At 65.6% G+C, this 26157-nt stretch carries 25 protein-coding genes; 4 read left to right on the forward strand and 21 right to left on the reverse strand.

Translation table 11 applies throughout. The features are described 5' to 3' along the window. The first annotated feature begins 5 nt into the window (after positions 1–5). Positions 6–419: a Sec-independent protein translocase protein TatB gene (gene tatB, locus Q358_RS16270; protein ID WP_043487437.1), complete on the forward strand. Its 414-nt coding sequence runs from the start codon at positions 6–8 to the stop codon at positions 417–419. Next, a complete protein-coding gene (tatC, locus tag Q358_RS0100910; RefSeq protein ID WP_027960312.1) occupies positions 416–1183 on the forward strand; it encodes a twin-arginine translocase subunit TatC in 768 nt (255 codons plus the stop codon). Before tatB ends, tatC begins: the two co-directional genes overlap by 4 nt. Positions 1184–1289: 106 nt before the next feature. Here the strand turns inward: tatC and elbB are convergent, their stop codons facing one another. Further along, positions 1290–1952 carry an isoprenoid biosynthesis glyoxalase ElbB gene (gene elbB / locus Q358_RS0100915; protein WP_027960313.1) on the reverse strand — a complete coding sequence of 221 codons (663 nt, stop codon included), beginning with the start codon at positions 1950–1952 and terminating at the stop codon, positions 1290–1292. A 217-nt stretch (positions 1953–2169) separates the two neighbouring features. Here elbB and hemB point away from each other — a divergent pair, with 217 nt between their 5' ends. Beyond that, positions 2170–3183 (forward strand): porphobilinogen synthase, encoded by a 1014-nt coding sequence (hemB, locus tag Q358_RS0100920; RefSeq protein WP_027960314.1) that lies wholly within the window; start codon positions 2170–2172, stop codon positions 3181–3183. A gap of 60 nt (positions 3184–3243) precedes the next feature. On the opposite strand, the gene Q358_RS0100925 is transcribed toward hemB, so the two are convergent. The 9 genes from Q358_RS0100925 to rho all read right to left on the reverse strand — a co-directional run bounded on the left by Q358_RS0100925 (position 3244) and on the right by rho (position 10106). Next, positions 3244–3756 (reverse strand): DUF3087 family protein, encoded by a 513-nt coding sequence (locus Q358_RS0100925; protein ID WP_027960315.1) that lies wholly within the window; start codon positions 3754–3756, stop codon positions 3244–3246. Between the two features lie 139 nt (positions 3757–3895). After that, entirely contained in the window at positions 3896–4960 is a 1065-nt protein-coding gene (locus tag Q358_RS0100930; protein WP_027960316.1) for a 3-deoxy-7-phosphoheptulonate synthase, read from the reverse strand. Positions 4961–4967: 7 nt separating this feature from the next. Beyond that, the gene (locus tag Q358_RS18490; RefSeq protein ID WP_156940841.1) at positions 4968–5126 is read right to left on the reverse strand and encodes a hypothetical protein; all 159 of its coding nucleotides are present in this window, start codon (positions 5124–5126) and stop codon (positions 4968–4970) included. A 156-nt stretch (positions 5127–5282) separates the two neighbouring features. Then, complete coding sequence (locus Q358_RS19000; RefSeq protein WP_281172948.1) at positions 5283–5411, reverse strand: hypothetical protein; 129 nt, start codon at positions 5409–5411, stop codon at positions 5283–5285. Between the two features lie 80 nt (positions 5412–5491). Beyond that, positions 5492–5620 (reverse strand): hypothetical protein, encoded by a 129-nt coding sequence (locus Q358_RS19005; RefSeq protein ID WP_281172949.1) that lies wholly within the window; start codon positions 5618–5620, stop codon positions 5492–5494. A gap of 115 nt (positions 5621–5735) precedes the next feature. Next, complete coding sequence (gene folM, locus Q358_RS0100945; RefSeq protein WP_027960317.1) at positions 5736–6449, reverse strand: dihydromonapterin reductase; 714 nt, start codon at positions 6447–6449, stop codon at positions 5736–5738. Continuing rightward, the gene (locus Q358_RS0100950) at positions 6446–7225 is read right to left on the reverse strand and encodes an NAD(P)H-flavin reductase (protein WP_027960318.1); all 780 of its coding nucleotides are present in this window, start codon (positions 7223–7225) and stop codon (positions 6446–6448) included. Before Q358_RS0100950 ends, folM begins: the two co-directional genes overlap by 4 nt. Positions 7226–7241: 16 nt before the next feature. Then, positions 7242–8732, reverse strand: coding sequence for a 4-hydroxy-3-polyprenylbenzoate decarboxylase (gene ubiD, locus Q358_RS0100955; RefSeq protein WP_027960319.1), 1491 nt, complete (start codon positions 8730–8732; stop codon positions 7242–7244). 114 nt (positions 8733–8846) lie between these two features. Further along, entirely contained in the window at positions 8847–10106 is a 1260-nt protein-coding gene (gene rho / locus Q358_RS0100960; RefSeq protein WP_027960320.1) for a transcription termination factor Rho, read from the reverse strand. Positions 10107–10551: 445 nt separating this feature from the next. On the opposite strand from rho, the gene Q358_RS16275 reads away from it, so the two are divergent. Beyond that, complete coding sequence (locus tag Q358_RS16275; protein WP_043487439.1) at positions 10552–11544, forward strand: Ppx/GppA phosphatase family protein; 993 nt, start codon at positions 10552–10554, stop codon at positions 11542–11544. Here the strand turns inward: Q358_RS16275 and tilS are convergent. The 11 genes from tilS to rseP form a co-directional block, all read right to left on the reverse strand. Then, positions 11541–12830 (reverse strand): tRNA lysidine(34) synthetase TilS, encoded by a 1290-nt coding sequence (gene tilS / locus Q358_RS0100970; protein ID WP_245598245.1) that lies wholly within the window; start codon positions 12828–12830, stop codon positions 11541–11543. The two genes, Q358_RS16275 and tilS, sit on opposite strands and share 4 nt — an antisense overlap. A gap of 4 nt (positions 12831–12834) precedes the next feature. Then, positions 12835–13788, reverse strand: coding sequence for an acetyl-CoA carboxylase carboxyl transferase subunit alpha (accA, locus tag Q358_RS0100975; RefSeq protein ID WP_027960322.1), 954 nt, complete (start codon positions 13786–13788; stop codon positions 12835–12837). A 131-nt stretch (positions 13789–13919) separates the two neighbouring features. Then, on the reverse strand, positions 13920–17423 hold the full coding sequence (gene dnaE / locus Q358_RS0100980; RefSeq protein WP_027960323.1) for a DNA polymerase III subunit alpha: 3504 nt from the start codon (positions 17421–17423) through the stop codon (positions 13920–13922). A gap of 175 nt (positions 17424–17598) precedes the next feature. Beyond that, positions 17599–18237 carry a ribonuclease HII gene (gene rnhB / locus Q358_RS0100985; protein ID WP_043487440.1) on the reverse strand — a complete coding sequence of 213 codons (639 nt, stop codon included), beginning with the start codon at positions 18235–18237 and terminating at the stop codon, positions 17599–17601. Beyond that, a complete protein-coding gene (lpxB, locus tag Q358_RS0100990; protein WP_043487442.1) occupies positions 18234–19445 on the reverse strand; it encodes a lipid-A-disaccharide synthase in 1212 nt (403 codons plus the stop codon). The genes rnhB and lpxB overlap by 4 nt, the downstream gene beginning before the upstream one ends. 2 nt (positions 19446–19447) lie before the next feature. Next, complete coding sequence (gene lpxA, locus Q358_RS0100995; RefSeq protein WP_027960326.1) at positions 19448–20215, reverse strand: acyl-ACP--UDP-N-acetylglucosamine O-acyltransferase; 768 nt, start codon at positions 20213–20215, stop codon at positions 19448–19450. After that, a complete protein-coding gene (gene fabZ / locus Q358_RS0101000; protein WP_027960327.1) occupies positions 20212–20655 on the reverse strand; it encodes a 3-hydroxyacyl-ACP dehydratase FabZ in 444 nt (147 codons plus the stop codon). Before fabZ ends, lpxA begins: the two co-directional genes overlap by 4 nt. A gap of 100 nt (positions 20656–20755) precedes the next feature. Continuing rightward, on the reverse strand, positions 20756–21793 hold the full coding sequence (gene lpxD / locus Q358_RS0101005) for a UDP-3-O-(3-hydroxymyristoyl)glucosamine N-acyltransferase (protein ID WP_027960328.1): 1038 nt from the start codon (positions 21791–21793) through the stop codon (positions 20756–20758). Positions 21794–21811: 18 nt separating this feature from the next. Beyond that, positions 21812–22294, reverse strand: a complete 483-nt coding sequence (locus Q358_RS0101010) for an OmpH/Skp family outer membrane protein (protein WP_027960329.1) — start codon at positions 22292–22294, stop codon at positions 21812–21814. Positions 22295–22354: 60 nt separating this feature from the next. Beyond that, positions 22355–24700: an outer membrane protein assembly factor BamA gene (gene bamA / locus Q358_RS0101015; protein WP_245598246.1), complete on the reverse strand. Its 2346-nt coding sequence runs from the start codon at positions 24698–24700 to the stop codon at positions 22355–22357. Positions 24701–24789: 89 nt separating this feature from the next. Continuing rightward, complete coding sequence (rseP, locus tag Q358_RS0101020) at positions 24790–26148, reverse strand: RIP metalloprotease RseP (RefSeq protein ID WP_027960331.1); 1359 nt, start codon at positions 26146–26148, stop codon at positions 24790–24792. Positions 26149–26157: the final 9 nt, after the last annotated feature.

Below are 26157 nucleotides of genomic sequence, written 5' to 3' on the forward strand. Positions count from 1 at the left end.
CCGCCATGTTCGATATCGGCTTTCTCGAACTCCTGCTGCTCGGCGTGGTAGGCCTGCTGGTACTCGGCCCGGAGCGGCTGCCCAAGGCGGCACGCACGCTAGGCCTGTGGATCGGCAAGATCAAGCGAACCGTCTCCGGCATGCAGCGCGAAATCAGCGCTCAGCTGGAAGCGGAAGACCTGCGCCAGAAACTCGACGACCAGCAGAAGAAACTGGACGACAGCGTCAACCAGGTGAAGCGCGGCGTCGAGGGTATCGCCGAGCCTGAGCACGGTTCCCGGGACGCCGAACAGCGCCGCCAGGAGGCCCCCCCAGCGACGCCGGAACAGCGCCTGGATGATGCCCTGTCACGTGCCCGCGAGGGGGCCGACGTCGCCTCCGAGCCCTCCTCTGTCGACAAGGACGCCCCTGAACGATGAGCAATCCCGGTGACGGCAAGGAACAGCACCAGGCCCCGCTGATCGAGCACCTGATCGAACTGCGCTCGCGGCTGCTGCGCGCGGTGGTCGCGGTGCTGGTGATCTTCCTAGGCCTCTACGCCTTCGCCAACGATATCTATATCTTCGTGGCTCAGCCGCTGATGGCGCTGCTTCCGGAAGGCTCGCAGATGATCGCGACCGAAGTGGCGTCGCCTTTCCTGGCCCCCTTCAAGCTGACCCTGGTCACGGCGGTATTCATCGCCGTGCCCTATGTCCTCCACCAGGCCTGGGCCTTCGTGGCCCCGGGCCTCTATGACAATGAAAAGGCGTTGGCCATACCGATCCTGGCCTCCAGCGTGCTGCTGTTCTATGCCGGGGCCGCCTTCGCCTACTTCGTGGTCTTCCCGCTGCTGTTCGAGTTCTTCACCCAGACCGGGCCGGAGAACGTCACGGTGATGACCGATATCAACGCCTACCTGAACTTCGTGCTGAAGCTGTTCTTTGCCTTCGGCGTGGCCTTCGAGATTCCCATCGCCACCTTCCTGCTGATCGCCTCGGGTGCCACCACGGTGGAAAGCCTGTCGAAGAAGCGCCCCTATGTTGTGCTGGGCTGTTTCGTGGTCGGCATGCTGCTCACCCCGCCGGATGTGATTTCCCAGAGCCTGCTGGCAATCCCGATGTACCTGCTCTACGAGGTCGGCCTGCTATTCGGCCGCCTGGCCAGGCGCAAGAAACAGCGGCGCGAACTCAAGGACCGCTCGTAAGCTGGAAGCTGGAAGCTGGAACCCACCGGCATTGGGGTCAAGGGGTTTCTTCCAGCTTCTCGCTTCCAGGAGCGAAGCGACGCTCTTCCAGCTTTTGGCGTAGGGGCTAGAGGTCCATCAGCTCATCGACCCGGTCGACCAGCTTGAAGATGCCCTTAGCGGCCTCGCTGATGCGGGTGGCGAGCATATAGGCCGGCGTGGTGACCACCCGGTGCTCGAAGTCGACCACGATATCCTCGACGCTGCAGGTACGGTGCAGGCCACCCATGGCGCTGAGGGCACCGGATACGCCGGGGTCCTGGCCGATGGTGACGGCGATCCCCGGCCCCAGCAGATGCGGCACCATCACCGGGCTGATGCACATCAGGCCGATGGGCTTGCGCGCCTCATGGAACCCCTCCAGGGCCTCCTTGAGCTCATCGAGCACTCGCATCTCGGCGCCATCCATGGCGAAGCTGGAGAGGTTCTTGGCGGCGCCGAACCCTCCGGGCATGATCACCGCATCGAACTCGTCGGCCTCCAGCTCATCCAGCGACTGGATATCGCCTCGCGCCAGGCGAGCCGACTCGACGAGCACATTGCGCGACTCCCCTTCCACCTCCTCGCCGCTGCGGTGGTCGATGACATGATGCTGAGCGATATCCGGGGCGAAGCAGCAATAGCCGAGGCCCAGCTGATCGAGCCGCAGCAGGGTCAGGGTGGTTTCATAGATCTCGGAGCCATCATGGACGCCGCAGCCCGAGAGGATCACCGCCACCTGTTTGCTCATGCTTATCTCCTTGAAGAAGTCCCCCCGCCAACCGGCGACAGGGCCAATAATTTGATATCACACTCTAGAGCGATCCCTCGAGTGCGACAAGGCGAGACTTTCGGCGCAAGGTGTCCCTGATATACTCCCAGGCAACCCCAGCGAATTCTTGTCAGCATACTCTTGTCATTACACCGCGCCGGATTTCCATCGACGGCGCCATAGCCGGAGAGAGACCTTGAGCTTCACGACCCCACGCCAGTTCCCCGCCACCCGCATGCGCCGCATGCGCCGCGATGCCTTCTCGCGCCGCCTGATGAGCGAAAACGTGCTGACCCCGGCCGACCTGATCTGGCCGGTCTTCGTCCTGGAGGGTGAGGGCCAGCGCGAGCCCGTGCCTTCCATGCCCGGCGTCGAGCGCCTGTCCCTGGACCTGCTGATCGAGGAGGCCCGTGAAGCGGCCGAGCTGGGCATTCCCGCCCTGGCCCTGTTCCCGGTAGTAGGCACGCCTCAGAAGAGCGAGCTGGCCGAGGAATCCTATAACCCCGATGGCCTGATACAACGTAGCGTGCGGGCCCTGAAGGCGGCCCTGCCCGAGCTCGGCATCATCACCGACGTGGCCCTGGACCCCTACACCAGCCACGGCCAGGACGGCATCCTCGACGACCGGGGCTATGTGCAGAATGACCGCACCGTGGAGACGCTGCTCAAGCAGGCACTCTCCCACGCCGAGGCGGGTGCCGACGTGGTCGCTCCCTCCGACATGATGGATGGCCGCATCGGCGAGATTCGTCGGGTGCTGGAACAGGCGCAACTGGTCAATACCCGTATCATGGCCTATAGCGCCAAGTATGCCTCGCGCTACTATGGCCCCTTCCGCGACGCGGTGGGTTCCGCCGCCAACCTGGGCAAGGCCGACAAGAGCACCTATCAGATGGACCCGGCCAACGGTGACGAGGCGCTGCATGAAGTGGCCATGGACCTGACCGAGGGTGCCGACATGGTGATGATCAAGCCCGGCATGCCCTATCTCGACGTGGTGCGCCGGGTGAAGGATGAGCTCAAGGTGCCCACCTATGCCTATCAGGTCAGCGGCGAGTACGCCATGCACATGGCGGCCTTCGAGAACGGCTGGCTGGATGGCGACAGCGTGATCCTCGAATCCCTGCTGTGCTTCAAGCGCGCCGGCGCCGACGGCGTGCTGACCTACTTCGCCAAGCGGGCCGCACGACTGCTCACCCAGCAGCCGTAGCGCCGAGCGGCTAGCCCGCGCCGGCACCATACCGGCAACCAGGGCGGCAAGCCGCCCTGGTTACCCTCGCTTGAAGGCCGCCAGGTCGTGGGGGTCGAGCCCCTCGACATGTTGGGGCAGGCCACGCTCCTCTCGTGCCTGGTGCACCTTCAGCCGCTCGGCGACGGCTTCGGCGTCGTCATCCAGGGTGCGGCCGTTGAGCTCGGCGAGCTGCAGCATGCCCTGATGGTAGAAGGCAAGCAGGTCCAGAGCGGCCTCATTGCCCTCTTCGGCGCCACGCCGCAACGCCGGCAGGTAGCCGCTGACCCGGGAGAGATGATGCTTGAGCTGCCAGACATAACGCACCTCCGTCATCCAGGGGCGCTCGCGCACCACGGCAAAGACCAGGCTGGTCGCCACCAGTCCCAGCGCCACGCCCAGCACGTTGAACCAGAAGCCGCCGTCGAAGGCGACCTGCAAAAGCTGGGCAAATACCAGCCCGAAGACGATCAGCTGGGCCGCCATGGCCAGGCTGATCAGGCGCCCCTTGCGTCGGTAGGCCTCGGGGTCGTGCTCCTCGAAGTGAAACGGCATCGCGCTCTCCTGGGTGGCGAATCGTTGATGGGTCGTATTATCCCGACATCGCCATCGGCGGTACAGCGTCCACCGTCACCCATCTCGCGCGGCGCCCCCCGCAACCGGGACGCGCCTTCAGCGCAACCGGGACGCGCCTTCAGCGCAACCGCTCGGCGGCGGAGAGCAGCAGACGCTCGGTGGCCTCCCAGCCGATACAGGCGTCGGTAACCGACACGCCATAGCGCAGCCGCCCGGGCTCCAGGGCCTGCTTGCCCTCATGCAGATGACTCTCCAGCATCAGCCCGGCGACGGCCGTCTCGCCGGCCTCACGCTGGGCCAGCACGTCGAGCAGCACCTCGCTCTGGCGGCGGTGGTCCTTGCGCGCATTGGCGTGGCTGCAGTCCACCATCAGCCGCGGTGAGAGGCCGGACTCTTCCAGGGCGCGGCGCGCCGCCTGGACGTGGTGCGCCTGGTAGTTGGGCTCGCCGTGGCCCCCACGCAGCACCAACTGGGTATGGGGGTTGCCCGCGGTATCGCGGATCACCGGGCGCCCTCCGGCATCCATGCCGAAATGGCTGTGGGGATGGGCGGCGGCACGCATGGCGTCCAGGGCCACACCGATATCACCGCCGGTGGCGTTCTTGAAGCCCACCGCCGCCGAGAGGCCGCTGGCCAGCTCACGGTGAAGCTGGGACTCGGTGGTACGGGCGCCGATCGCCACCCAGGAGAGAAGATCCTCGAGATAGGGCGCCAGCATCGGCTGCAGGAGCTCGGTAGCCACCGGCAGGCCCAGTGCGGCCACGTCACGCATAAGGCGCCGCGCGGCCTCGAGGCCGCGCCCCATGTCCCCCGTGCCGTCGAAGTCTGGGTCGTAGGCCAGCCCCTTCCAGCCCACGGTGGTGCGTGGCTTCTCCACATAGACGCGCATCACCAGCAGCAGGCGGTCATCCACCCTCGCCGAGAGCGCCGCCAGGCGTTGGGCGTACTCCAGGGCCGCCTGGGGGTCATGGATGGAGCAGGGACCGACGACCACCAGCAGGCGATCGTCGCGACCGGCGAGGATATCGTGCACGGCCTGGCGCTGCCCCTCGATGCGACGCCTCAGTTCGGCGGAGAGCGGCAGCTCACGACACAGCTCGCCGGGGGTGGGTAATGTCCGGGCGGGCTCGGTGGCGGGGTACAGAGCGTCGTTCAGGGGGGTGGCGGCAAGGGTAGCATTCATGGCGTCTTCAACTCCGGGTAGCGATCATACATCGTGTCGGTCGGGTGCCACCGATCTCGCTACGGTCGGGCGTGGCGGAGGGAGCCGACCGCAGCTCGCTAAATCGCCAGTAGCCGTAATAGCCCACACGGCTCAGGGTCTGACGGATGGCGGTGGATGCGGTCATGATGTCTCTCCTCGAAATCTACGCTGCTAACCGGCGTTGTCGCCGTGATGATGACGGATGCCGTGAAACACAGAACCCCCGGGCGGGGCTGCCGTCCGGGGGTTCTGGTGGAGGCGGCCCTGGTGGGTGTGCCTCCGGCGATGTCGCGTCTTTAGCTCAGGACATGGCCGCCGGCACACCGGTCATAAAATAGCCATACCAGAAACCGTTGCCGGCCACGCACAGTAATGGCGCACGCTCGGCTTCGGCGTGGCAACAACGGCGGTGGGTGGCGGATGCGGTCATGAGGTTCTCCTGAGCAGTCACTGTATCGTGCCGTATCGCGGCATGGCTGACAAGGCCCACCCGGCGAAAGGCCGGGCGATTTAGCCGGCGAACAGCTGGAACCAGCCGATGGTCGCCGGCAGGCAGCTCATGGCGACCAGCACAACCAGGCCCATGATGATGGAAAACAGGCCGCTGCTGTCGCGGAAATTATCGTCGTGTCCTGCCATGTGTCACTCCTTCGATTGCATCAGGCTGTTGGGTCAGGGGGAGGCATCATTCTAACGAAAACGCCGGCCACCGGCACGGCCCCCATGGTCGACCATGATGAAACGGCGCGCCGGCTCAGCGCAGGTGGCGCCCGCCATCCACCGGCAGGGTGGCGCCGGTGACGTAGCGATTATCGAGCAGGTAACGCAGGGTCTGATAGATCACCCCGGGGCCGGGCACCCGCTGCATCATTGACTTGGCGCGGGCCTTCTCGGCATAGGCCTCGTCGTCGTCTTCCCCCAGCATGATCAACGCCGGAGCGATGGCGTTGACCTGTATATCGGGGGCATACATGGCGGCGAACGACAGCGTCAGATTATCGAGCCCGGCCTTGCTGGCGGCATAGGCGGCGTGTTTCCTGGACCCCTTCTGTACCACGTAGTCGGTCATGTGCACGATATCGCGCTGGGGTTCGCTGCACGCCTCGAGCAGTTCACGGGCGTGCAGGTTGATCAGATAGGGGGCCTGCATATGCACCCGGAAGAGTCGCTCGAAGACCGCCCCCGCCTCCTCTCCGGTGGCGTCCGGCGCCCAGTCGCTGGCGTTATGCACGATGGCGCGCAGCGACGACGTTACGCCCTTAAGCCGCGCAAGAAAATCGAGAATGCCTGCCTCGCTGGAGAAGTCGGCCTGAAGCGTGACGATGCCACGCTCGCGCAACGCCTCGAGCTCCGGACGCTCGCGGCGGAAGCTGATGATCACCGGATGGCCGTCATTGACCAGCTGTTCCGCGCAGTGGCGACCCAGTCGCTGGGCGCCGCCGGTAATCAGGATCGGTGAAGCACTCATGCATCGGCCTCGCGTCGCAGGCTACCCGCCGTGGGCACGATGGGATCGCGGGGCGCATAGGCAAACACATCGGAAAACACCCGACTAGGCGAAAGCCCCAGCGAGGCGAGCACATCGACGCAGGCGTAGACCATGCCCGGCGAGCCGGAAAGGTAGACGTCATAGGCCGAGATATCCTCGAACCCATGGGCCAGCGCCTGGTCGATGCGGCCGTGATATCCCGTCACCCGGTCGCCGGACCAGGGCAGCGCCGGGGCCACTTCGGTCACCGGATGGAAATGGAAATGGCGATGCGCCTCGGCCCACTCCCGGGGCAGGCTCTCCAGGTAGAGGTCTCGCTCCTCCCGCGCGGCCCACCACAGGGTGATCTCGCGGTCGGGGGCGGCGGCAAGCGCGCCCTCGACGAGCGCCTTCATTTGGGCGAAGCCGGTGCCGGCGGCGACCAACAACAGGGGGCGCCGGCTGTCGGGGTCGAGCACGCAGTCACCACCGGGCAGGCGCAGGGTCAGGTGGTTGGCCACCTTGACCATCTCGCGCAATCGGGCGGAATTGCCCCGTTCGGGCCAGTGCTGGATATGCAGCTCGATCTCGCCGTCGCCGCGCCAGGCGTTGGCGATCGAGAACGGCACCCAGGTATCCTCGGCGAGCTTGAGCTCCAGGTATTGGCCGGGGTCGTGGACAGCCGCCTCGGCGCGCCCGTCGAGCCGAACGCGGAAGACGTCCGGGCTGAGGTCCTCGACCTCGGTGACCGGGCAGGTCAAGATCCTTGGCGTCATGAATGGCCTCGTACGATTATTGGGATGTCGTGGTATCGGGCAGGTCGATGCCCAGCTCGTTCCAGCGCTCGCTGACACGCGTCTTGACGGCCTCGTCCATGACGATGGGCACGCCCCACTCACGGTCGGTCTCACCGGGCCACTTGCTGGTGGCATCCAGTCCCATCTTGGAACCCAGGCCGGAGACCGGCGAGGCGAAGTCCAGGTAGTCGATGGGGGTATTCTCCACCAGCACGGTATCCCGAGCCGGATCCATGCGCGTGGTGATGGCCCAGATCACATCCTTCCAGTCCCGGGCATCGACGTCATCGTCGAGCACCACCACGAACTTGGTGTACATGAACTGCCGCAGGAAGCTCCAGACGCCCATCATCACCCGCTTGGCATGGCCGGGATACTGCTTCTTCATGGTCACCACGGCCATGCGGTAGGAGCAGCCCTCCGGGGGCAGGTAGAAATCGACGATTTCCGAGAACTGGCGACGCAGGATCGGCACGAACACCTCGTTCAGTGCCAGGCCCAGAATCGCCGGCTCATCGGGCGGTCGACCGGTATAGGTGGAGTGGTAGATGGCATTCTCGCGCATGGTCATGCGTGTCACCGTGAATACCGGGAAGCTGTCCACCTCGTTGTAGTAGCCGGTATGGTCGCCATAGGGGCCCTCCGGCGCCATATCATCCGGATAGATAAAGCCTTCCAGGATGATCTCCGCCGAGGCCGGTACCTCCAGGTCGGCGTGGCCACACTTGACCAGCTCGGTGCGTGACCCGCGCAGCAGTCCGGCGAAGGCATACTCGGACAGGGAGTCGGGCACCGGTGTCACGGCCCCCAGGATGGTGGCCGGGTCGGCCCCCAGGGCTACCGCCACCGGAAAGGGCTCGCCGGGATGGGCCTGCTGAAACTCCTGAAAGTCCAGTGCCCCACCGCGCTGCGAGAGCCAGCGCATGATCAGCCGGTTTCTCCCCAGCTTCTGCTGACGATAGATGCCCAGATTCTGGCGCTTCTTGTGGGGCCCCCGGGTGATCACCAGCGGCCAGGTCACCAGTGGCGCGGCATCGCCGGGCCAACAATGCTGGATCGGCAGGCGATCGAGATCGACCTCCTCCCCCGCATAGACCCGCGCCTGTACCGGGGCCGAGCGCACCGTCCTGGGGCCCATGCTCATCACCTGCTTGAAGATCGGCAGCTTGTCCCAGGCGTCGCGAAAGCCCTTGGGCGGCTCCGGCTCCTTGAGGAAGGCAAGCAGCTCGCCCACCTCGCGCAGGGCGGCCACCGAGTCCTGGCCCATGCCCAGGGCCACGCGCCGCGGCGTGCCGAAGAGGTTGCCGAGTAGCGGCATGTCGTGACCCTTGACGTTCTCGAACAACAGGGCCGGACCTCCCGCCCGCAGGGTACGGTCGCAGATCTCGGTGATCTCGAGATAGGGGTCCACCTCGGCGCTGATACGCTTGAGCTCCCCCTGCGCCTCCAGGGCGGCGATAAACTCGCGCAGATCCTTGTACTTCATTCGGATTTCCCGATCCCAGAATGACGAAAAGGGGCAGCATAGCACGCCCCTTGAATAGGTCTGATGAGTTGCCAGTGTAAGCGGCGCCGGGTTGACCGCGCCATGGCCAGAGGGTCAGCGGCGCTTCATCGCCTCGAAGAACTCGATGTTCGTCTTGGTATCCTTGAGGCGGTCGATCAGGAACTCGGTGGCCGCGGTATCCTCCATGGGGTTGAGCAGCTTGCGCAGGATCCACATGCGCTGCATCTCGTCCTCGGAGGCCAGCAGGTCCTCGCGGCGCGTACCGGAGCGGCGGATATTGATCGCCGGGTAGACGCGACGCTCGGCCAGCTTGCGATCGAGGTGCGCCTCCATGTTGCCGGTCCCCTTGAACTCCTCGAAGATCACCTCGTCCATCTTGGAACCGGTATCGACCAGCGCCGTGGCGATGATGGTCAGGCTGCCGCCCTCCTCGATGTTGCGCGCCGCGCCGAAGAAGCGCTTGGGCTTCTCCAGGGCGTGGGCGTCGACGCCACCGGTGAGCACCTTGCCGGAGCTCGGCACCACGGTGTTGTAGGCACGCGCCAGACGGGTGATGGAGTCGAGCAGGATCACCACGTCCTTCTTGTGCTCCACCAGGCGCTTGGCCTTCTCGATCACCATCTCGGCGACCTGGACGTGGCGGGCAGGCGGCTCATCGAAGGTCGAGGCCACCACCTCGCCGCGCACCGTGCGCGACATCTCCGTCACCTCCTCGGGGCGCTCATCGATCAGCAGTACGATCAGATGGCACTCGGGATTGTTACGGGTGATCGAGGTGGCAATATTCTGCAGCATCAGCGTCTTGCCCGCCTTGGGCGGCGAGACCAGCAGGCCGCGCTGGCCCTTGCCGATGGGGGCTACCAGATCGATGATTCGCGCCGTGAGATCCTCGGTGGAGCCATTGCCGATCTCCGTACGCAGGCGTTCCTGGGGGAACAACGGCGTCAGGTTTTCGAACAGGATCTTGTGCTTGGCGTTCTCCGGCCGATCGAAGTTGATCTGGCTGACCTTGAGCAGGGCGAAGTAGCGCTCCCCGTCCTTGGGCGGGCGGATCTTGCCGGAGATGGAGTCGCCCTTGCGCAGGTTGAAGCGGCGAATCTGGGACGGCGAGACATAGATATCATCGGGCCCGGCCAGATAGGAGCTATCGGCGCTGCGCAGGAAGCCGAAACCATCCTGGAGGATCTCCAGCACGCCATCACCGAAGATCGGCTCGCCGCTCTTGGCGTGCTTCTTGAGGATGGCGAAGATGATGTCCTGCTTGCGAGAACGTGCCAGGTTGTCGATGCCCATCTCGCGGGCCATCTCCAGCAGTTCCGGCACGGGCTTTTGCTTGAGTTCGGTAAGATTCATCGGTGTGTTCAGACGTTGCTCTTGGTAAGCCGGGCGGCATGCGCCGTGAGGAAAAGCGACAGGAAGCGAGAAGAAGACGCCCTGTAGTGCGTTCAGAGCCCGGACAGGCCACCTCTGGTCATGATGCATCGAATGGCCATGGGCGGGAGGCCGCACAAGAATTGCAGGGCCACCGGGCCGATATCGAAAGCGAGGAAGCAGGTTCGTTTCGCCTGATCAGGGGTTCGGGGCCACCAGGCCGGGAACACGAACTGATACAGAGGGCTGTCTGACGACTTGGAAATGACCGATACGGGATTGCCGGTTCGGCCGGAAAGCATTTGGAATAGGCGAACGCCCTGATACTAGACAAGCCCGCCGATGAACGCAAGCCCTGCCCCCGCCGGCGATTGACAGCACCGCCACTTGGCCGCACCCTTTTTCGAGAACCTTTGAAGGAAGATCCATGACCGCGCCACAGGACCCGGCCACCGCCTCCCAGGTTGCCTCCCGCCCTCCCCGCCTGGCCGCCATCGACCTGGGCTCCAACAGCTTTCACCTGCTGGTGGCCGACTATCAAAATGACCGCCTGGAGATCGTGGCCCGCCACGGCGAGAAGGTTCAGCTCGCCGCGGGGCTCGACGAAGGCGGTGTCCTCGACGAGGCGAGCATGGCGCGAGGCCTGGAGTGCCTGTCACGCTTCACCCCGCTGCTCCAGGGAGTGTCGCCGGATTGCCTGCGGATCGTGGGCACCAATGCCCTGCGAGAGGCCATCAATCGTGAGGCCTTTATCGAGTGCATCAGGGCCGGCCTGGGGCATCGCATCGAGGTCATCACCGGGGACGAGGAGGCGCGCCTGATCTACCTCGGCGCCGCCCATGCCCTGGCCGATCAAGCTCTTGCCGACCAAGCCCTCGACAAGGACCACAGGCGACTCGTCGTGGATATCGGCGGCGGGTCCACCGAGTTTATCATCGGCGAGGGGTTCGAACCGCTGACTCTGGAAAGCCAGCACCTGGGCTGCGTCACCTTCACTCGACGCTTCTTCGCCGATGGCACGATCACCGACAAGCATATGCGCCAGGCGGAGCTTGCCGCCCTCTCCACGCTGGCCGGCCTCCGTTCGGCTTATCTCAAGCTGGGCTGGCAGGAGGCCATCGGCACCAGCGGCACCATCAAGGCCGCCGCCGCCGTACTGGCCGCCGGTGACACCCCCGGCCCCGGGGAGGACGTGATCACCCGCGAGGGCATGCTCGAGCTTCGCCGCCGCCTGATCGAGCTCAAGCACCTGGACGGCGTCGCACTTGAAGGCCTCAATCCCGATCGGGCACGGGTCTTTCCCGCCGGCATGGCGATACTCGGCGCCATTTTCGAGGCCTTCGAGCTCGAGTCCCTGCGCTATGCCGATGGCGCACTGCGCGAAGGCGTGCTCCATGAGCTGATGGAACGCCACCGCTAGGGCGGCGAGGCCCGCCATCCCTCGGACAACACCAACCACTGCTCGTCGACCGGGTCGAGCACCGCCACCGGCGCGGCGCCTGACCACACCACTACCAGCCGCTCGCGTCTCCAGGGTGGCACCTCAAGCTCCTGGAGCAGCCGCTTGAGGTCACGTCGCCCCCGCCCGGCCAGCCGCAGGCGCTCTCCGCCGCGGCGAGGCGTCGCCCGCAGCCGCTGCTCGCCTGTCTCCGACCCGCCCCCCGGCCCGACCAGCGCGGTTGTACTCCGCCCGAAGGGCGTGACCAGCGGCCCACACTCATCCCACTCGACTTCCCAGGTCGACGGCAGAACCTGCATCGGCGCCAGCAGATAGAGATGACCACGCCACACTCGCGCCTCACCGCCATCCCAGGCGACGCGCACCTCGGCGTCCACCCTGGCGCCCAGCTGGGCCAGCAGACTCTCCAGGCGACGCGCCGGCGGCAGCGCCAGGCCCAGCCGCTCACAGCAGTGACGCACCAGCAGGCGTCGACGCGGCGCCGACAGCCGAGAGAGGCCGTCGAGCGAAAGTCGCCCCGGGTCGCCGCCCAGCCCGGCCAGATCGAGCCCCGCCAGCTCTGCCAGCAGGCCATCGGCTTCGGCACACAGCGCCGCGCTGCGCGAAAGCGAACGGCCGGCCTGTGGCCAGCGCTCGGCGAGCCGCGGCAGGACGGCATGGCGCAGGTAATTGCGGTCCTGGTCGCACTCGGCGTTGCTGGGGTCTTCCGTCCAGGCAAGGCCGCGGCGCGCCGCGGCGGCCTCGAGCCGCGCCCGGGGAATATCCAGCAGCGGCCGCAGCAGGCGCCGACCCTGCCAGTCGCGTGCCGCCGGCATGCCGGCCAGGCCACGCACCCCGCTCCCCCGTAGGGCGGCGAGCATCAGGGTCTCGGCCTGATCATCGCGATGCTGGGCCAGCCACAGGCTCTCACCGGCGGTCACATGCCGAAGGAAGGCGGCATAACGTGCCTCCCGGGCGGCACCCTCGAGCCCCTGGCCATTGACGCGATCGACCTCCACCCGTGCCACACGAAGCGCCACGCCAAGCCGCTCGCACAGTTCCCGGCAATGCCCCTCGAAATCGTCGGCGGCCGCCTGCAGGCCATGGTGAACATGGAGGGCACGCAGCGGGCGGGGGTGACGGCGGCAGGCGTCGGCCGCCAGGGAGAGCAGCAGGGAGGAATCCAGGCCCCCGGACAGTGCCACCCATACGCAACGCCCCGGCGCGGTCTGCGCCAGGGCGTCGTCGATCAAGGCCTGGAGGGGCATGCCGTCAGGCCGGTGCGCCATAGCTCATCAGGCGCTGATAGCGATGCTCCAGCAGGGTTTCGGTGTCCATGGCGTCGAGGCGATCGAGGCTGGCCAGCAGCGCCTCCTTGACACGCTCGGCGGTGGCGACAGGCTGACGATGGGCCCCACCCAGCGGCTCCGGGATCAGGGTATCGACAAGCCCCAGCTCCTTGAGTCGCTCGGCGGTGATGCCCATGGCCTGGGCGGCATCGGATGCCTTCTCGGCACTCTTCCACAGGATCGAGGCGCAGCCTTCGGGGGAGATCACCGAATAGGTGGAATACTGCAGCATGGCCAGCTCGTCGCAGACACCGATGGCGAGCGCCCCGCCGGAGCCGCCCTCACCCACCACGGTGGCCAGCACCGGCGTACGCAGGCGCGACATGACCCCGAGATTATAGGCAATGGCTTCGGACTGGCCACGCTCTTCGGCATTGATGCCGGGGTAGGCCCCGGGCGTATCGATAAAGGTCAGCACCGGCATGCCGAAGCGCTCGGCCATCTCCATCAGGCGGCAGGCCTTGCGATATCCCTCGGGACGCGGCATGCCGAAGTTGCGACGCACCTTCTCGTGGACATCGCGCCCCTTCTGGTGACCGATCACCATGACCGGACGATCGTCCAGGCGTGCCACACCGCCGACGATGGCGGCATCATCGGCGAAGCGCCGGTCGCCGTGGAGCTCGTCGAAGTCGCTGAAGACATGCTCCAGGTAATCCAGCGTGTAGGGTCGCTGGGGGTGGCGAGAGAGCTGCGAGACCTGCCAGGGGCTGAGGTCCTTGAAGATCGACTCGGTGAGCTTGCGGCTCTTTTCCTCGAGGCGCTCGATCTCGTCACTGAGGCTGACCTGGCTGTCGTTACCGACCAGGCGCAGCTCCTCGATCTTGGCCTGGAGCTCGGCGATGGGCTGTTCGAAGTCGAGATAGTTGGGATTCATTGACGGGAGGCCTTGTGATGTTCTGCCGGCGGCCGCGGGAAAGGCGGCCGGCACGTAAAAAAGAAAGTGGCTGGCATTATCGCACCCTCAACGTGCCACGCAAGACGGTGCATCCATGGCTTATCGCCGGTTTACCGATACTTCAGCCGTACCCCATCCTGCCCCTGGACCTCGCGCAGGCCGATCAACAGGTCGTCGCTGGGAACCACCTTCCACTCCTTGGCGAGCTCCAGCCAGCCGGTGGCTTCGGCGTTGCGATAGCGCAGCCGCACCGGCAACCCCTCGGCATCGCGGTGAGGGTCGAGGCTCGCGCGAAGCGAGTCCACCAGCCGTCCGTTGACCGCCGAGCCGTCCAGGGAAAGCTCCACCGCCTGGCCGTAGCGAGTGCGCGCGGCGACCATGGGGGTGACCTCCTTGCCACGCAGGCGCAGGCCGCCCGAGTAGTCGTCGCTTGCGACCTCACCCTCGACGATCAGCACCTGATCGGCGTCCAGCTGACCACGCATCTGGTCGAAGACCTCGCCGAACAGCGATGCCTCGATGCGGCCGGTGCGATCATCCAGGGTAAGAAAGGCCATGGTATCGCCACGCTTGGACTTCATGGTTCTCACACCCACGACCAGCCCCGCGACTCGCTGGGGCTCGCGGGAGGGCTTGAGGTCGGCAATGCGCGTGGAGACGAAGCGCTCGAGCTCCTTCTCGTACTCATCGATGGGGTGGCCGGTGAGATAGAGCCCCAGGGTGTCCTTCTCGCCGGCCAGGCGCTGCTTGTCGCTCCATTCACGCACCCCACGGTATTCCGCGTAGGCCTCCCCCTCTTCGGAGGGCTCGGTAAAGGCTTCACCGAACATGTCGATCATGCCCAGGTTCTGATTGGTCTGGGTCTGGGCGGCGGCCTTGAGGGCATCGTCCATGGCGGCGGTGAACACCGCGCGATTGGGGCCGAGGGTATCCAGGGCCCCGGAGCGGATCAGGGCCTCCAGGGTGCGCTTGTTCATTCGCCTGGGGTCGACGCGACGGCAGAAGTCGAAGAGATCCGTAAAGGGACCGCCGGCCTCGCGAGCCTCGACGATGGCACCGATGGGCCCCTCGCCTACCCCGCGGATCGCCCCCAGTCCGTAGATGACCCGCGCCTGGTCATCGACGCTGAACTTGTAGCTGCCGACGTTGACGTCCGGCGGTGTCACGGTCAGGCCGAGATTTCGACACTCCTCGATCAGCGGCACCACCTTGTCGAGATTATCCATCTCGGTGGAAATCACCGCCGCCATGAAGGGGCCGGGATAATGCGCCTTCAACCATGCCGTCTGATAGGAGACCAGCGCATAGGCCGCCGAGTGAGACTTGTTAAAGCCGTAACCGGCAAATTTCTCCACCAGATCGAAGATGTTGCCGGCAAGATCGGCATCGATGCCGTTGGCTTCACAGCCCTCCAGGAAGCCGGCCCGCTGCTTGGCCATCTCCTCGGGCTTCTTCTTGCCCATGGCGCGGCGCAGCATATCGGCCTGTCCCAGGCTGTAGCCGGCCATCACCTGGGCAATCTGCATCACCTGCTCCTGGTAGAGGATGATGCCGTAGGTGGGACCAAGCACCGGCTCGAGTAGCTCGTGCTGGTAATCCGGGTGAGGATAGGATATCTCCGCCCGGCCGTGCTTGCGGTTGATGAAGTCGTCGACCATGCCCGACTGCAGGGGCCCGGGACGGAACAGCGCCACCAGGGCGATCATGTCCTCGAGGGAGTCCGGCAATAGCCGCTTGATCAGCTCCTTCATGCCCCGGGATTCAAGCTGGAATACCGCCGTGGTCTCGGCGCGCTTGAGCATCTCGAAGGTGGGCGCATCGTCCAGCGGGATCGAGTTGATATCCAGCGCGTCCTCTCCGTCGACGGCCCGTACCTTGTCGACCATCTCCAGGGCCCAGTCGATGATCGTCAGGGTGCGCAGGCCGAGGAAGTCGAACTTGACCAGGCCGGCATCCTCGATGTCGTTCTTGTCGAACTGCACCATCAGCCCCGAGCCGTCTTCATCGCAGAGTAGCGGCGAGAAATCGGTGAGCTTGGTGGGGGCGATCACTACCCCCCCGGCGTGCTTGCCGGTACCGCGGGTGATGCCCTCGAGCTTGAGCGCCATCTCCCAGATCTCGGCGGCTTCCTCGTCGTTGTCGAGAAACTCCTTGAGCGCCGGCTCGGCCTCGATGGCCTTGCCGAGCGTCATGCCCACCTCGAAGGGAATCAGCTTGGAAAGCTTGTCGCCCAGCGAGTAGGGCTTGCCCTGGGCACGAGCCACATCGCGGACCACCGCCTTGGCCGCCATGGTGCCGAAGGTGACGATCTGGGAGACGGCATCGCGGCCGTAGCGGTCGGCCACATAGTCGATCACCCGGTCGCGCTTCTCCATGCAGAAGTCGACGTCGAAGTCGGGCATCGAGACCCGCTCGGGATTGAGGAAGCGCTCGAACAGCAGGTCATAGCCGATGGGGTCAAGATCGGTGATCTTCTGGGCATAGGCCACCAGCGAACCGGCACCGGAGCCACGCCCGGGGCCGACCGGCACGTTGTTATCCTTGGCCCACTGGATAAAGTCCATCACGATCAGAAAATAGCCGGGAAACCCCATCTGGATGATGATTTCGAGCTCGAAGTCGAGACGCTCGCGATAGCGGGCATCGATCTCGGCATATTCGGCGCCGTCTCGGGGATAACGCGCCGCGGGGAAGAGGAAGTCCAGGCGGTCGGTCAGGCCATCGTGGGAGACCTTGCGGAAGTACTCGTCCTGGGTCAGGCCCTCGGGGATCTCGAACTCGGGCAGAAATATCTCGCCCAGGCGCACGTCGACGCTGCAGCGCGCCGCGATCATCACGCTGTTGGTCAACGCCTCGGGAATGTCGGCGAACAGCTCCGCCATCTCCTCGGGAGTCTTCAGATACTGTTCTTCGGTATATTTCTTCTCCCGCCGTCGGTCGTCCAGCGCCTTGCCCTCGCCGATGGCCACACGGGTCTCATGGGCCCAGAAGTCCTGCTTCTCGAGGAAGCGAACGTCGTTGGTGGCCACCACCGGCGTGCCGGTCTCGGCGGCCAGCTCGACGCAGAGATGCAGACATTCCTCCTCCCCGGGACGGCCGGTACGCGACAGCTCCAGGTAGAAACGCCCGGGAAAGGCCGCATTCCACTGCGCGAGGACTTCCCGGGCATCGTCGGGATGGTCGCCGAGCAGATGGCGCCCGATGTCGCCATCGCGTCCGCCGGAGAGCGCGATCAGCCCCTCACTGCGCTCGAGCACCCAGTCGCGCTCGAGCCGCGCCTGACCCAGACGCTGCCCTTCCACCCAGCCTCGAGAGATCAATTCCGTCAGGTGCCGATAGCCCACCTCATTCATGGCCAGCAACGTCACCCGGCAGGGCTGGCTCTCGTCGTGGGGGTTGGTCACCCACAGGTCGGCGCCGATGATCGGCTTGAGCCCGGCCCCCTGGGCGGCCGTATAGAACTTGACCAGGCCGAAGAGGTTGGCCTCATCGGTAACGGCCAGTGCCGGCATGCCGAGTCCGGCCGCCTGCTTGACCAGCGGCTTGAGGCGCAGCAGGCCATCGACCAGTGAATATTCGGTATGGACGCGCAGATGAACGAAGGGCGTGGTCATAGGGGGCTCGGGCTTGGCGGTGAATAGTCAATACAGGAAGCTCGAGGCTAATCCCGGCAGCAGGTCGATGAGGAGGCGCTGTGAACCCCTCCCTGGGCGCTACCGATGCCATCCATGGCATAGGACCTCCTCTACGACCTGCTGCCGGCGCCTCTCGTGGTGTTGCTTGAAAAGCCTAGAACAGCGCCAGCTGGCGCTTGACCGGACCAAAGGAGCGGCGGTGTTCAGGCAACGGCCCCAGGCGCTCCAGGGCGGCCAGATGCTCACGGGTCGGATAGCCCTTGTGGCGGGCAAAGCCATAGTCTGGGTGGCGGGCATCAAGCGCCAGCATCTGGGCGTCACGAGCCACCTTGGCGAGTATCGACGCCGCCGCGATGGCCGGATGGCGGGCGTCGCCCTTGACCACCGCCTGACCCGGCACATGATGCCCGGGCAGGCGATTGCCGTCCACCAGCAGATACTCGGCCGCCGGGGTCAGGGCATCGATGGCGCGGCACATGGCCAGATGAGTGGCGTGAAAGATATTGAGCGCGTCTACCTCGGCGGCAGAGGCCTCGGCGACGGCAAAGGCCAGGGTCTTCTCGCGAATCTCGACGTCCAGCGCCTCACGGCGCTTCGCCGTCAGCGCCTTGGAATCGTTGAGCCCGTCGATGGGTCGCGCCGGGTCGAGAATCGCCGCCGCGGCCACGACGCTGCCTACCAGGGGGCCTCGCCCGACCTCGTCAACACCGGCCAGACGCTCCCCGCGGTAATCAACCACCAGCGGTGGCAGGTCACGTGTGGGCCTGGCACTCGTCGCCTTCGTCCGGGTCAAGACGCCACCTCCTCGCCGTGCTCGGGGGTTACGCTTGCCGGCAGCGAACGTCCCGCCACCAGTGCCTCGATGGCCTCCGCGGCGCGGCGGCTGGCATCGCGCTGCAGGCCGGCATGCATGGTGGCGAAGCGTGCCTCCAGCGCCTCACGACCCGAGGCATCATCGAACATCTCGCCGAGCCGAGCGGCGATCGCCTCGGCGCTCGCCGCTTCCTGAATCAATTCCGGCACCAGACCTTCCCGGGCAATCAGGTTAGGCAACGAGATCCATTCGGTCTTGACCAGTTTCTTGGCCAGCCAATGGGTCGCCGTCGCCATGCGGTAGGCCACCAGCATGGTGCGGTGACAGAGCATCGCCTCCAGGGCGGCGGTACCAGAGGCGAGCAGCACCGCATCGGCGGCCACCATGGCATCCCGGGCCCGCCCGTCGAGCAGGGTCACGCGCTCGGCCAGGGCGGGATAGCCGGCGAGCAACGCCTCGAGCTCGCCGCGACGCTCCGGGGTAGCCGCCGGGATCACCACCCGCAACTCGGGGCGTGCGGTGCACAGGCGCTCGGCGGCGGCGAGGAAGGTATCGCCGATAAAGCGGATCTCACCGGCCCGGGAGCCGGGCAGCACGGCAAGCACCGGGGCATCGCCAGTCAGGCCCAGCGCCGCCCGGGCCGCGGGGCGGTCATTCTCGAGGGGAAGCTCATCGGCCAGCGGGTGGCCGACGAAGGCCACGGGGACGCGATGCCGGGCATAGAAGGCGGCCTCGAAGGGTAGAAAGGTCAGCATGGCGTCGACGGAACGGGCGATGCCCTTGACCCGCCCCTGGCGCCAGGCCCATACGGAGGGGCTGACGTAGTGGGCGGTCGTCAGTCCCGACTCCCGCAGCTGGCGCTCCAGGCCGAGATTGAAGTCGGGGGCGTCGATGCCGATCATGATATCGGGCCGCCAGCGCAAGGCATCGCGCCGCAGCTCGCGACGCACGCCGAGCAGCCTGGGCAGGTGCTTGAGCACCTCGACCAGGCCCATGACCGACAGGGTCTCCAGGGGATAACGGCTGTCGATGCCCTCGGCGATCATGCGAGGCCCGCCGATGCCACGGAACTCGACGCCGGGGTGACGCGCCTTGAGGGCGCGCATCAGACCGGCACCGAGGATGTCACCGGAAAGCTCGCCGGCCACCAGATAGACGCGCCGCACGGTCCCTTCGTCGCCGGGCATGATCAGCGGATGATGCCGCGGGTCGAGACCTCGATGGATGCGGCGAAGGCCTCGGTCTCGGGGTACTGGAAGCGGCCGCGAATCTCGATCAGTGCCTGCTCCACGGTGAGTCCCTGGCGATAGACCAGCTTGTAGGCCTCACCCAGCGCCTTGAGGGCATCCCGGGAGAAGCCGCGACGCTTGAGGCCCACCAGGTTGAGCCCATGCACCTGGGCCGGGTTGCCGCTGAGCATCACGTAGGCGGGGGTGTCCTTGGTGATGATGGAGCCGCCTCCGGCCATGGCATGGGTACCGAAGTGACAGAACTGGTGGACCGCCGTGAGGCCGCCGAGGATCGCGAAGTCGCCCATCTTGACGTGGCCCGCCAGGGTCACCTGGTTGGCCAGGATGCAGTCGCTGCCGATCACGCAGTCGTGGCCCACGTGAACATAGGCCATAAACAGGTTGCGCGAGCCGATGGTCGTCTCGCCGCGGTCCTGAACGGTGCCACGGTGCAGGGTCACGCCCTCTCGAACCACATTGTCATCGCCCATCACCAGCCGGGTCGGCTCACCGCCATACTTCTTGTCCTGGCAGTCCTCGCCCACCGAGGCAAACTGGAAGATGCGCGTGCGGGCACCGAGCACCGTCGGCCCCTTGATCACCACGTGGGGGCCGATTCGCGATCCCGGGCCGATCGTCACATCGGGCCCGACCACGGTGAAGGGGCCGACCTCGACATCGTCGGCCAGCCGTGCGGCGGGGTCGATAAGGGCGGTGGGATGAATCAAGCGACCTTCCTCTCGGCGCAGATGATCTCGGCCTCACAGGCCAGCTCGCCTTCCACGCTGGCCTTGCAGGCAAATTTCCAGATCCCGCGCTTCTCGCGCACCACATCGGCGCGCAGGTCGAGTCGGTCTCCGGGCATTACCGGGCGCTTGAAGCGTACGTTGTCGCTGCCGACCAGGTAGTAAACGTAGCCATCGGCGGGTAGCTTGTTGACGGTCTTGAAGCCGAGGATGCCACAGGCCTGAGCCAGCGCCTCGATCACCAGCACCCCGGGCATGATGGGATGATGGGGAAAATGGCCATTGAAGAAAGGTTCATTGATGCTGACATGCTTGTAGGCAACGATGGTCTCGCCCAGGGCCAGTTCGGTGACCCGGTCCACCAGCAGGAAAGGATACCGGTGGGGCAGATACTCACGGATCTCGTTGATGTCCATTACCATCGTTACAACCTCTGAAGTCTCGGAGTGCCTGTCGTCTCGACAGGCGTGAGCCGGCGATCATGCCGGTCAGGCGGGGATTATAGCGCCCCTCTCGGGGCCCTCAAGTGCCATGCCTCTTCTCGAGACGGGCGAGGCGCTTGGCCATATCATCCAGGTGCTTGAAACGTACCGCATTCTTGCGCCACTGGGCGTTGCGCATGGCGCCGGTCCCCGAGGAGTAGACCCCGGGCTCGTGGATCGAGTTGGTGACCAGGCTCATGCCGGTGATCTGCACCCCATCGCAGAGGGTCAGGTGGCCGGCCAGCCCTACACCGCCACCCAGCATGCAGTGGCGCCCCACCCTGGTGGAGCCCGCGATCCCCACGCAGCCGGCCAGGGCGCTATGCTCGCCGATCTGCACGTTGTGGGCGATCTGCACCTGGCTGTCGATCTTGACGTCATCGCCGATCAGGGTATCGCCCAGCGCACCGCGATCGATGCTCGAGCCGCTACCCACCTCGACGTCATTGCCCAGCACCACACCGCCCAGCTGGGCAATCTTGTGCCAGCGGCTGCCATCATGGGCGAAGCCGAAGCCATCGGCGCCCACCACACAGCCACTGTGCAGGATGGCCCGGCGGCCGATCACCACGCCATGATAAACGGTGACGTTGGCATGCAGGCGCGTACCGTCGCCGATGATAGTATCGGCTCCGACGACCGAGCCGGCACCGACGCTGACGTCATCGCCCAGGCAAGCCCCGGCCTCGACCACCGCCTGGGGCCCGACCTCGACCCGCGCGCCCAGCGTCGCCGTGGGGTCAACCACTGCCGAAGGGTGAATGCCGGCCGGCTCATGGCCCGCCAACGGGTCGAACAGCCGCGATGCCGCGGCATAGCCCAGGTAGGGATTGTCGAGCTCGAGTCGGTCCACCGGGCAGCTTTCGGCATGCTGCGGGTGCAGCAACACGGCACCGGCATGTGTTCCAGGGAGGTCCTTGAGATAGGCGCGGTTGGCCAGGAAGGCCACCTCGCCGGGCTCGGCCGCATTGAGCGTCGCCAGACCATGGACCTGGCGATGGGCATCACCCACCAGGCGGGCACCCAGCTGCTCGGCCAGGTCACCCAGGGTCATCTTGGGGGTAGCGCGTCGCGTCATGGCAAGGGGTCCCGGCGGTTACAGCATGCTGTTGAGGATCTCGGTCACCTCGGCGGTGACGTTCTGCAGGTCACTTTCGGCATGCAGCACTGCCTGAGGCTCCACCAGGACCTGAATGCTGTGGCGAGCGATGATCTGGTCCACCGCTTGCTGCAGCTTGGGCTCGGCGCGCTGCAACAGGGCCTGCTCGGACTCCTGGCGTGCCTGCATGACCTCGCCCATCAGGCGATTGAGCTCGGCGACCTTCTGGTTGGCCTGCTGGCGCTCGCTGTCGCTGAGGCTGTCGGCACGCTGCTGCAGCTGGTTGAGCTCCTGCTCGAGGGCCTGAGCCTGCTGCTGCTGACTGCCGACACGGTTCTCCAGGTCGCTCATGGAGCGCTGGGCTACATTGGTTTCCATCAGCGCACGGCGCCAGTCCAGCACGGCCACGTCGGCGGCCAGCGCCGGCAGGGCAATGGCGGAGAGCAGCAGCAGGGTGAAGGCAACGGTCAACTTGCGCATGGTAGGACTCCTGTTGGGGCCGCCGATGGCGGCCAGGGTAAAAAACGTATCGGCGCCCGGTCAGAAGCTCTGGCCGAGGGAGAACTGGAAGAACTGGGTGTCGTCGCCACTCTCGTCATTGAGCGGTTCGGCCACGCTGAAGGTCAAGGGGCCCACCGGGGTCAGCCAGGAGAGTCCCAGGCCGACGCTGTAGCGCAGGTCGCCAAAGTCGACCCCCGAACTGCAGTTGGAGCTGAGACCATCTTCCACGGGGTAGCAGTCGGTCAGGAAGGTATTGCCACCATCCACGAACAGCGAGCTCTGTACCGACCGCTGATCGCCCACGAAGGGGGTCGGGAAGATCAGCTCGGCGCTGCCCTGCACCAGCACGTTACCCCCCAGGGTACGGTCGCGGGTGGAGTTACCCGACGGCGTGGTGGGCTGGCCCAGGGTGTTGCTGGTGAAGCCACGCACCGAGCCCAGCCCGCCGGCGTAGAAGTTCTCGTAGAACGGATAGGGATCGTCTCCGCCCAGGGTGTCGGCATAGCCCAGCTCGCCGCTGAACTTCAGCGCCCAGTCATGGTTATCATTCAGCGCATAGAGCTGGCGGGCCTGGGCGCGCAGCTTGGCATATTCCGCATCGCTACCCGGTACCGCGGTCTCCAGCGACAGGCGCTGATAGCTGCCGTCGGTGGGCATGATGCCGCGGTTGAGGTTGTTGCGCGTCCAGCTCGCGGTCAGCTTCAGGGACTGGGCATCGCTTCCCTGGTCCTCCTCGTAGCGCTTGATCTCGGACGCCGTATCGCTGTAGGTCTTGATGGTCAGGTCTTCTATCGCGGTACCGAAATTCAGGCGAGTGATCTCGTTGATGGGATAACCGAAGTTGATTCCCGCCCCATAGGCATCGGTGGAATAGGTCGAGATATCGGAGTCCTCGTAGTCGGACTCGCGATAGTAGAGGTTATACCCTCGGGAGATCCCGTCCATGGTCCAGTAGGGGTCGGTAAAGCCGAAGTTGAGGCTGGTGTAGGTATCACTACGCTGGGCGCCGATATTCACCCGGTTGCCGGTGCCCAGGAAATTGCTCTGGGAGAGGCCCACGCCGTAGATCACGCCGGCACTCTGGGAGAAGCCGATGCTGGCGGAAATGGAGCCGGAAGGCTGCTCCTCGACGCTGTAGGTAACGTCGAGCTTGTCGGGCTCACCGGTCACCGGCTGGGTCTCGACCTCGACCTGCTTGAAGAACCCCAGGCGCTCGAGGCGCTGCTGTGACTGGCTGATCGCCTCGGTGGAAGCCGGCGCACCCTCCATCTGGGTCATCTCGCGGCGCAGCACCTCGTCCATGGTGGTGGTGTTACCGACGAACTCGATGCGCCGCACATAGGCACGCCGCCCCGGGTCGACCCTGAACACCAGGTCGACGGTCTCGCCGTCGGCGCCGGTCTCGGGTATGCCATCGACGCTGGCGAAGGCAAAGCCATCGGCACCCAGGCGAGCGCGCAGGGCCTCGGTAGAGGCAGTAACGTCGCTGCGCGAGAAGGTCTCGCCGGGAGTAACCTCCAGCAGCTCACGCGCTTCGCGCTCGCTGATCGTCAGATCCCCCACGAAGCGTACATCGCCGAGGCGATACTCGGCACCCTCGTCGACGTTGATGGTGACGAAGATCTCTGACTTGTCGGGACTGATCGAGACCTGGGTCGACTCGACATTGAAGTTGACGTAACCGCGATCCAGGTAGAACGAGCGCAGACGCTCGAGGTCACCGGCCAGCGCCTCTCGCGAATACTCGTCCTTGGAGAACCAGCCGAAGATGCGCCCGGGGCGATCATTGAGCTCGAATACCTCGCGCAGGGTCTCATCATCGAAGGCGCGATTGCCGACGATACTGATCTGGCGGATCTTGGCCACCGCGCCTTCATCGATCTCGATATCGACCTGAACGCGCCCCTCGTCGATCTCGCGGACGCTGGTCTCGATATCGGCACTGTAGCGGCCCTGGGCCTGATAGACGCCCTCGAGTTCACGCTCGATCTCCTCCAGCGTCGAGAGCTGCAGCACCTGCCCCTCGTCGAGGCCGGCCTCACGCAGCCCCTGGCGCAGCTGACCATCCTCGAGCTGGCGGTTGCCCTCGATATTGAGGCGACTGATGGTAGGACGCTCCACCACCTGGATAATCAGGTCATCCCCTTCCCGGGCCAGCCTGACATCCTCGAACAGCCCGGTGGCGAAGAGCTCGCGAGCGGCCTCGGCAAGTTCACGCTCGTCGACACGATCGCGAGCCGTCACAGGAAAGGCGTTGAAGACGGAAGCGGCAGAGATGCGCTGCAGGCCCTCTACCCGAATGTCGGCAACGTTGAAAGGTTCCGCCTGGGCCACGCTGGCCCCGGCGAGCAGCAGCGCCGCCAGTCCGATGGTCTTGATTTTCATGCAGTCGATTCGCTCGCGTTGATCTGCCAATCCTGTCCAGACAGGCACCTTATACATTTGTGCAGTCTACTGACAAGGCGGGAAAGTGCCTACCAGAGCCGCATCAGATCGAAATAGATTGCCATCAGCATCAGGCTGCCCACCAGCGCCAGCCCGATGCGCAGGCCGATGGCCTGGGTACGCTCCGAGACCGGCCTGCCGCGTACCACCTCCACGGCATAGTAGAGCAGGTGGCCGCCATCCAGCACCGGAATGGGCAGCAAGTTGAGCACGCCCAGACTGATGGACAGATAAGCCATGAAGCTGATGAAGCTCTCCAGACCGGCACGCGCCGAATCGCCGGAGATCTGGGCGATGGTGATCGGCCCCGAGAGGTTGGAGGGTGAAATCAACCCTACCAGCATCTTGCGCACCGCACCGAAGGTCAGGGCGACCATCTCGCCAGTGCGCGCGAATGCCTCACCGACCGCCGCAACCGGCCCATAGCGAACCTCACGACGATACTCTTCGGGCCACTCCACCGGCGCGACCCCCGCACCGACATAGCCGATGCTAACGCCCTCTTCCTGCTCACGACTGCGCGGCGTAACGGTCAGCGACAGCTGTCGGCCATCCCGGCTCACTCCGAGCTCGAGCGGCTGCCCCGGACTGGCGCGCACGATTTCAACGAAGTGCCGCCAACCATTCAGGGCCTCACCATCCACTCGTAGAATCTCGTCTCCCGCCTCGAGCCCCCCGACCGCTGCGGCCTCACCCTCCACGACCTGGCCGAGTATTGCCGGCATCGACGGCCGCCAGGGCGCGACTCCGAGCGTGGCCAACGGCCGGGGCGGATCCTGACGCACCAGCCAGTTGTCTACCGGCACTCGGTGCTCACGCGGCTCGGCGGTGGCATTCGGACGGGTGGCAATGGAAAGCGCCTCGGGCTCGCCGATGGCCGCCACCAGCTTGAGGTTGATCTCTTCCCAGGAACGTACCGCCTCGCCCTGAACGGCGGTGATTTCATGGTCGACTCTCAACCCACCCTGCTCGGCAGGCGAGCCCGGGGCCACCTCTCCGATCACCGGCGCCACCGTGGTGGTACCGGCAACGAACAGCGCCCAGTAGGCCACCAGGGCGAGCAGGAAGTTGGCCAACGGGCCGGCGGCCACGATGGCGATGCGCTGCCAGACACTCTTGCGGTTGAAGGCGCGGTCGCGTTCTTCATGGGCCACCGCACCCTCACGCTCGTCGAGCATCTTGACGTACCCCCCCAGGGGGATAGCGGCGATGGCGTATTCGGTGCCGTGACGGTCACGCCGCGACCATATCGGCGTGCCGAAGCCCACCGAGAAACGCAGTACCTTCACACCACAGCGCCGTGCCACCCAGAAGTGGCCGAACTCGTGAAAGGTAATCAGCAGGCCCAGTACCACGATCACGGCCAGGATATTCTGGATCACGCCCAAGTCATTCTC

This window comes from Halomonas halodenitrificans DSM 735 (assembly GCF_000620045.1).
In the GTDB taxonomy this organism is placed as follows: domain Bacteria; phylum Pseudomonadota; class Gammaproteobacteria; order Pseudomonadales; family Halomonadaceae; genus Halomonas; species Halomonas halodenitrificans.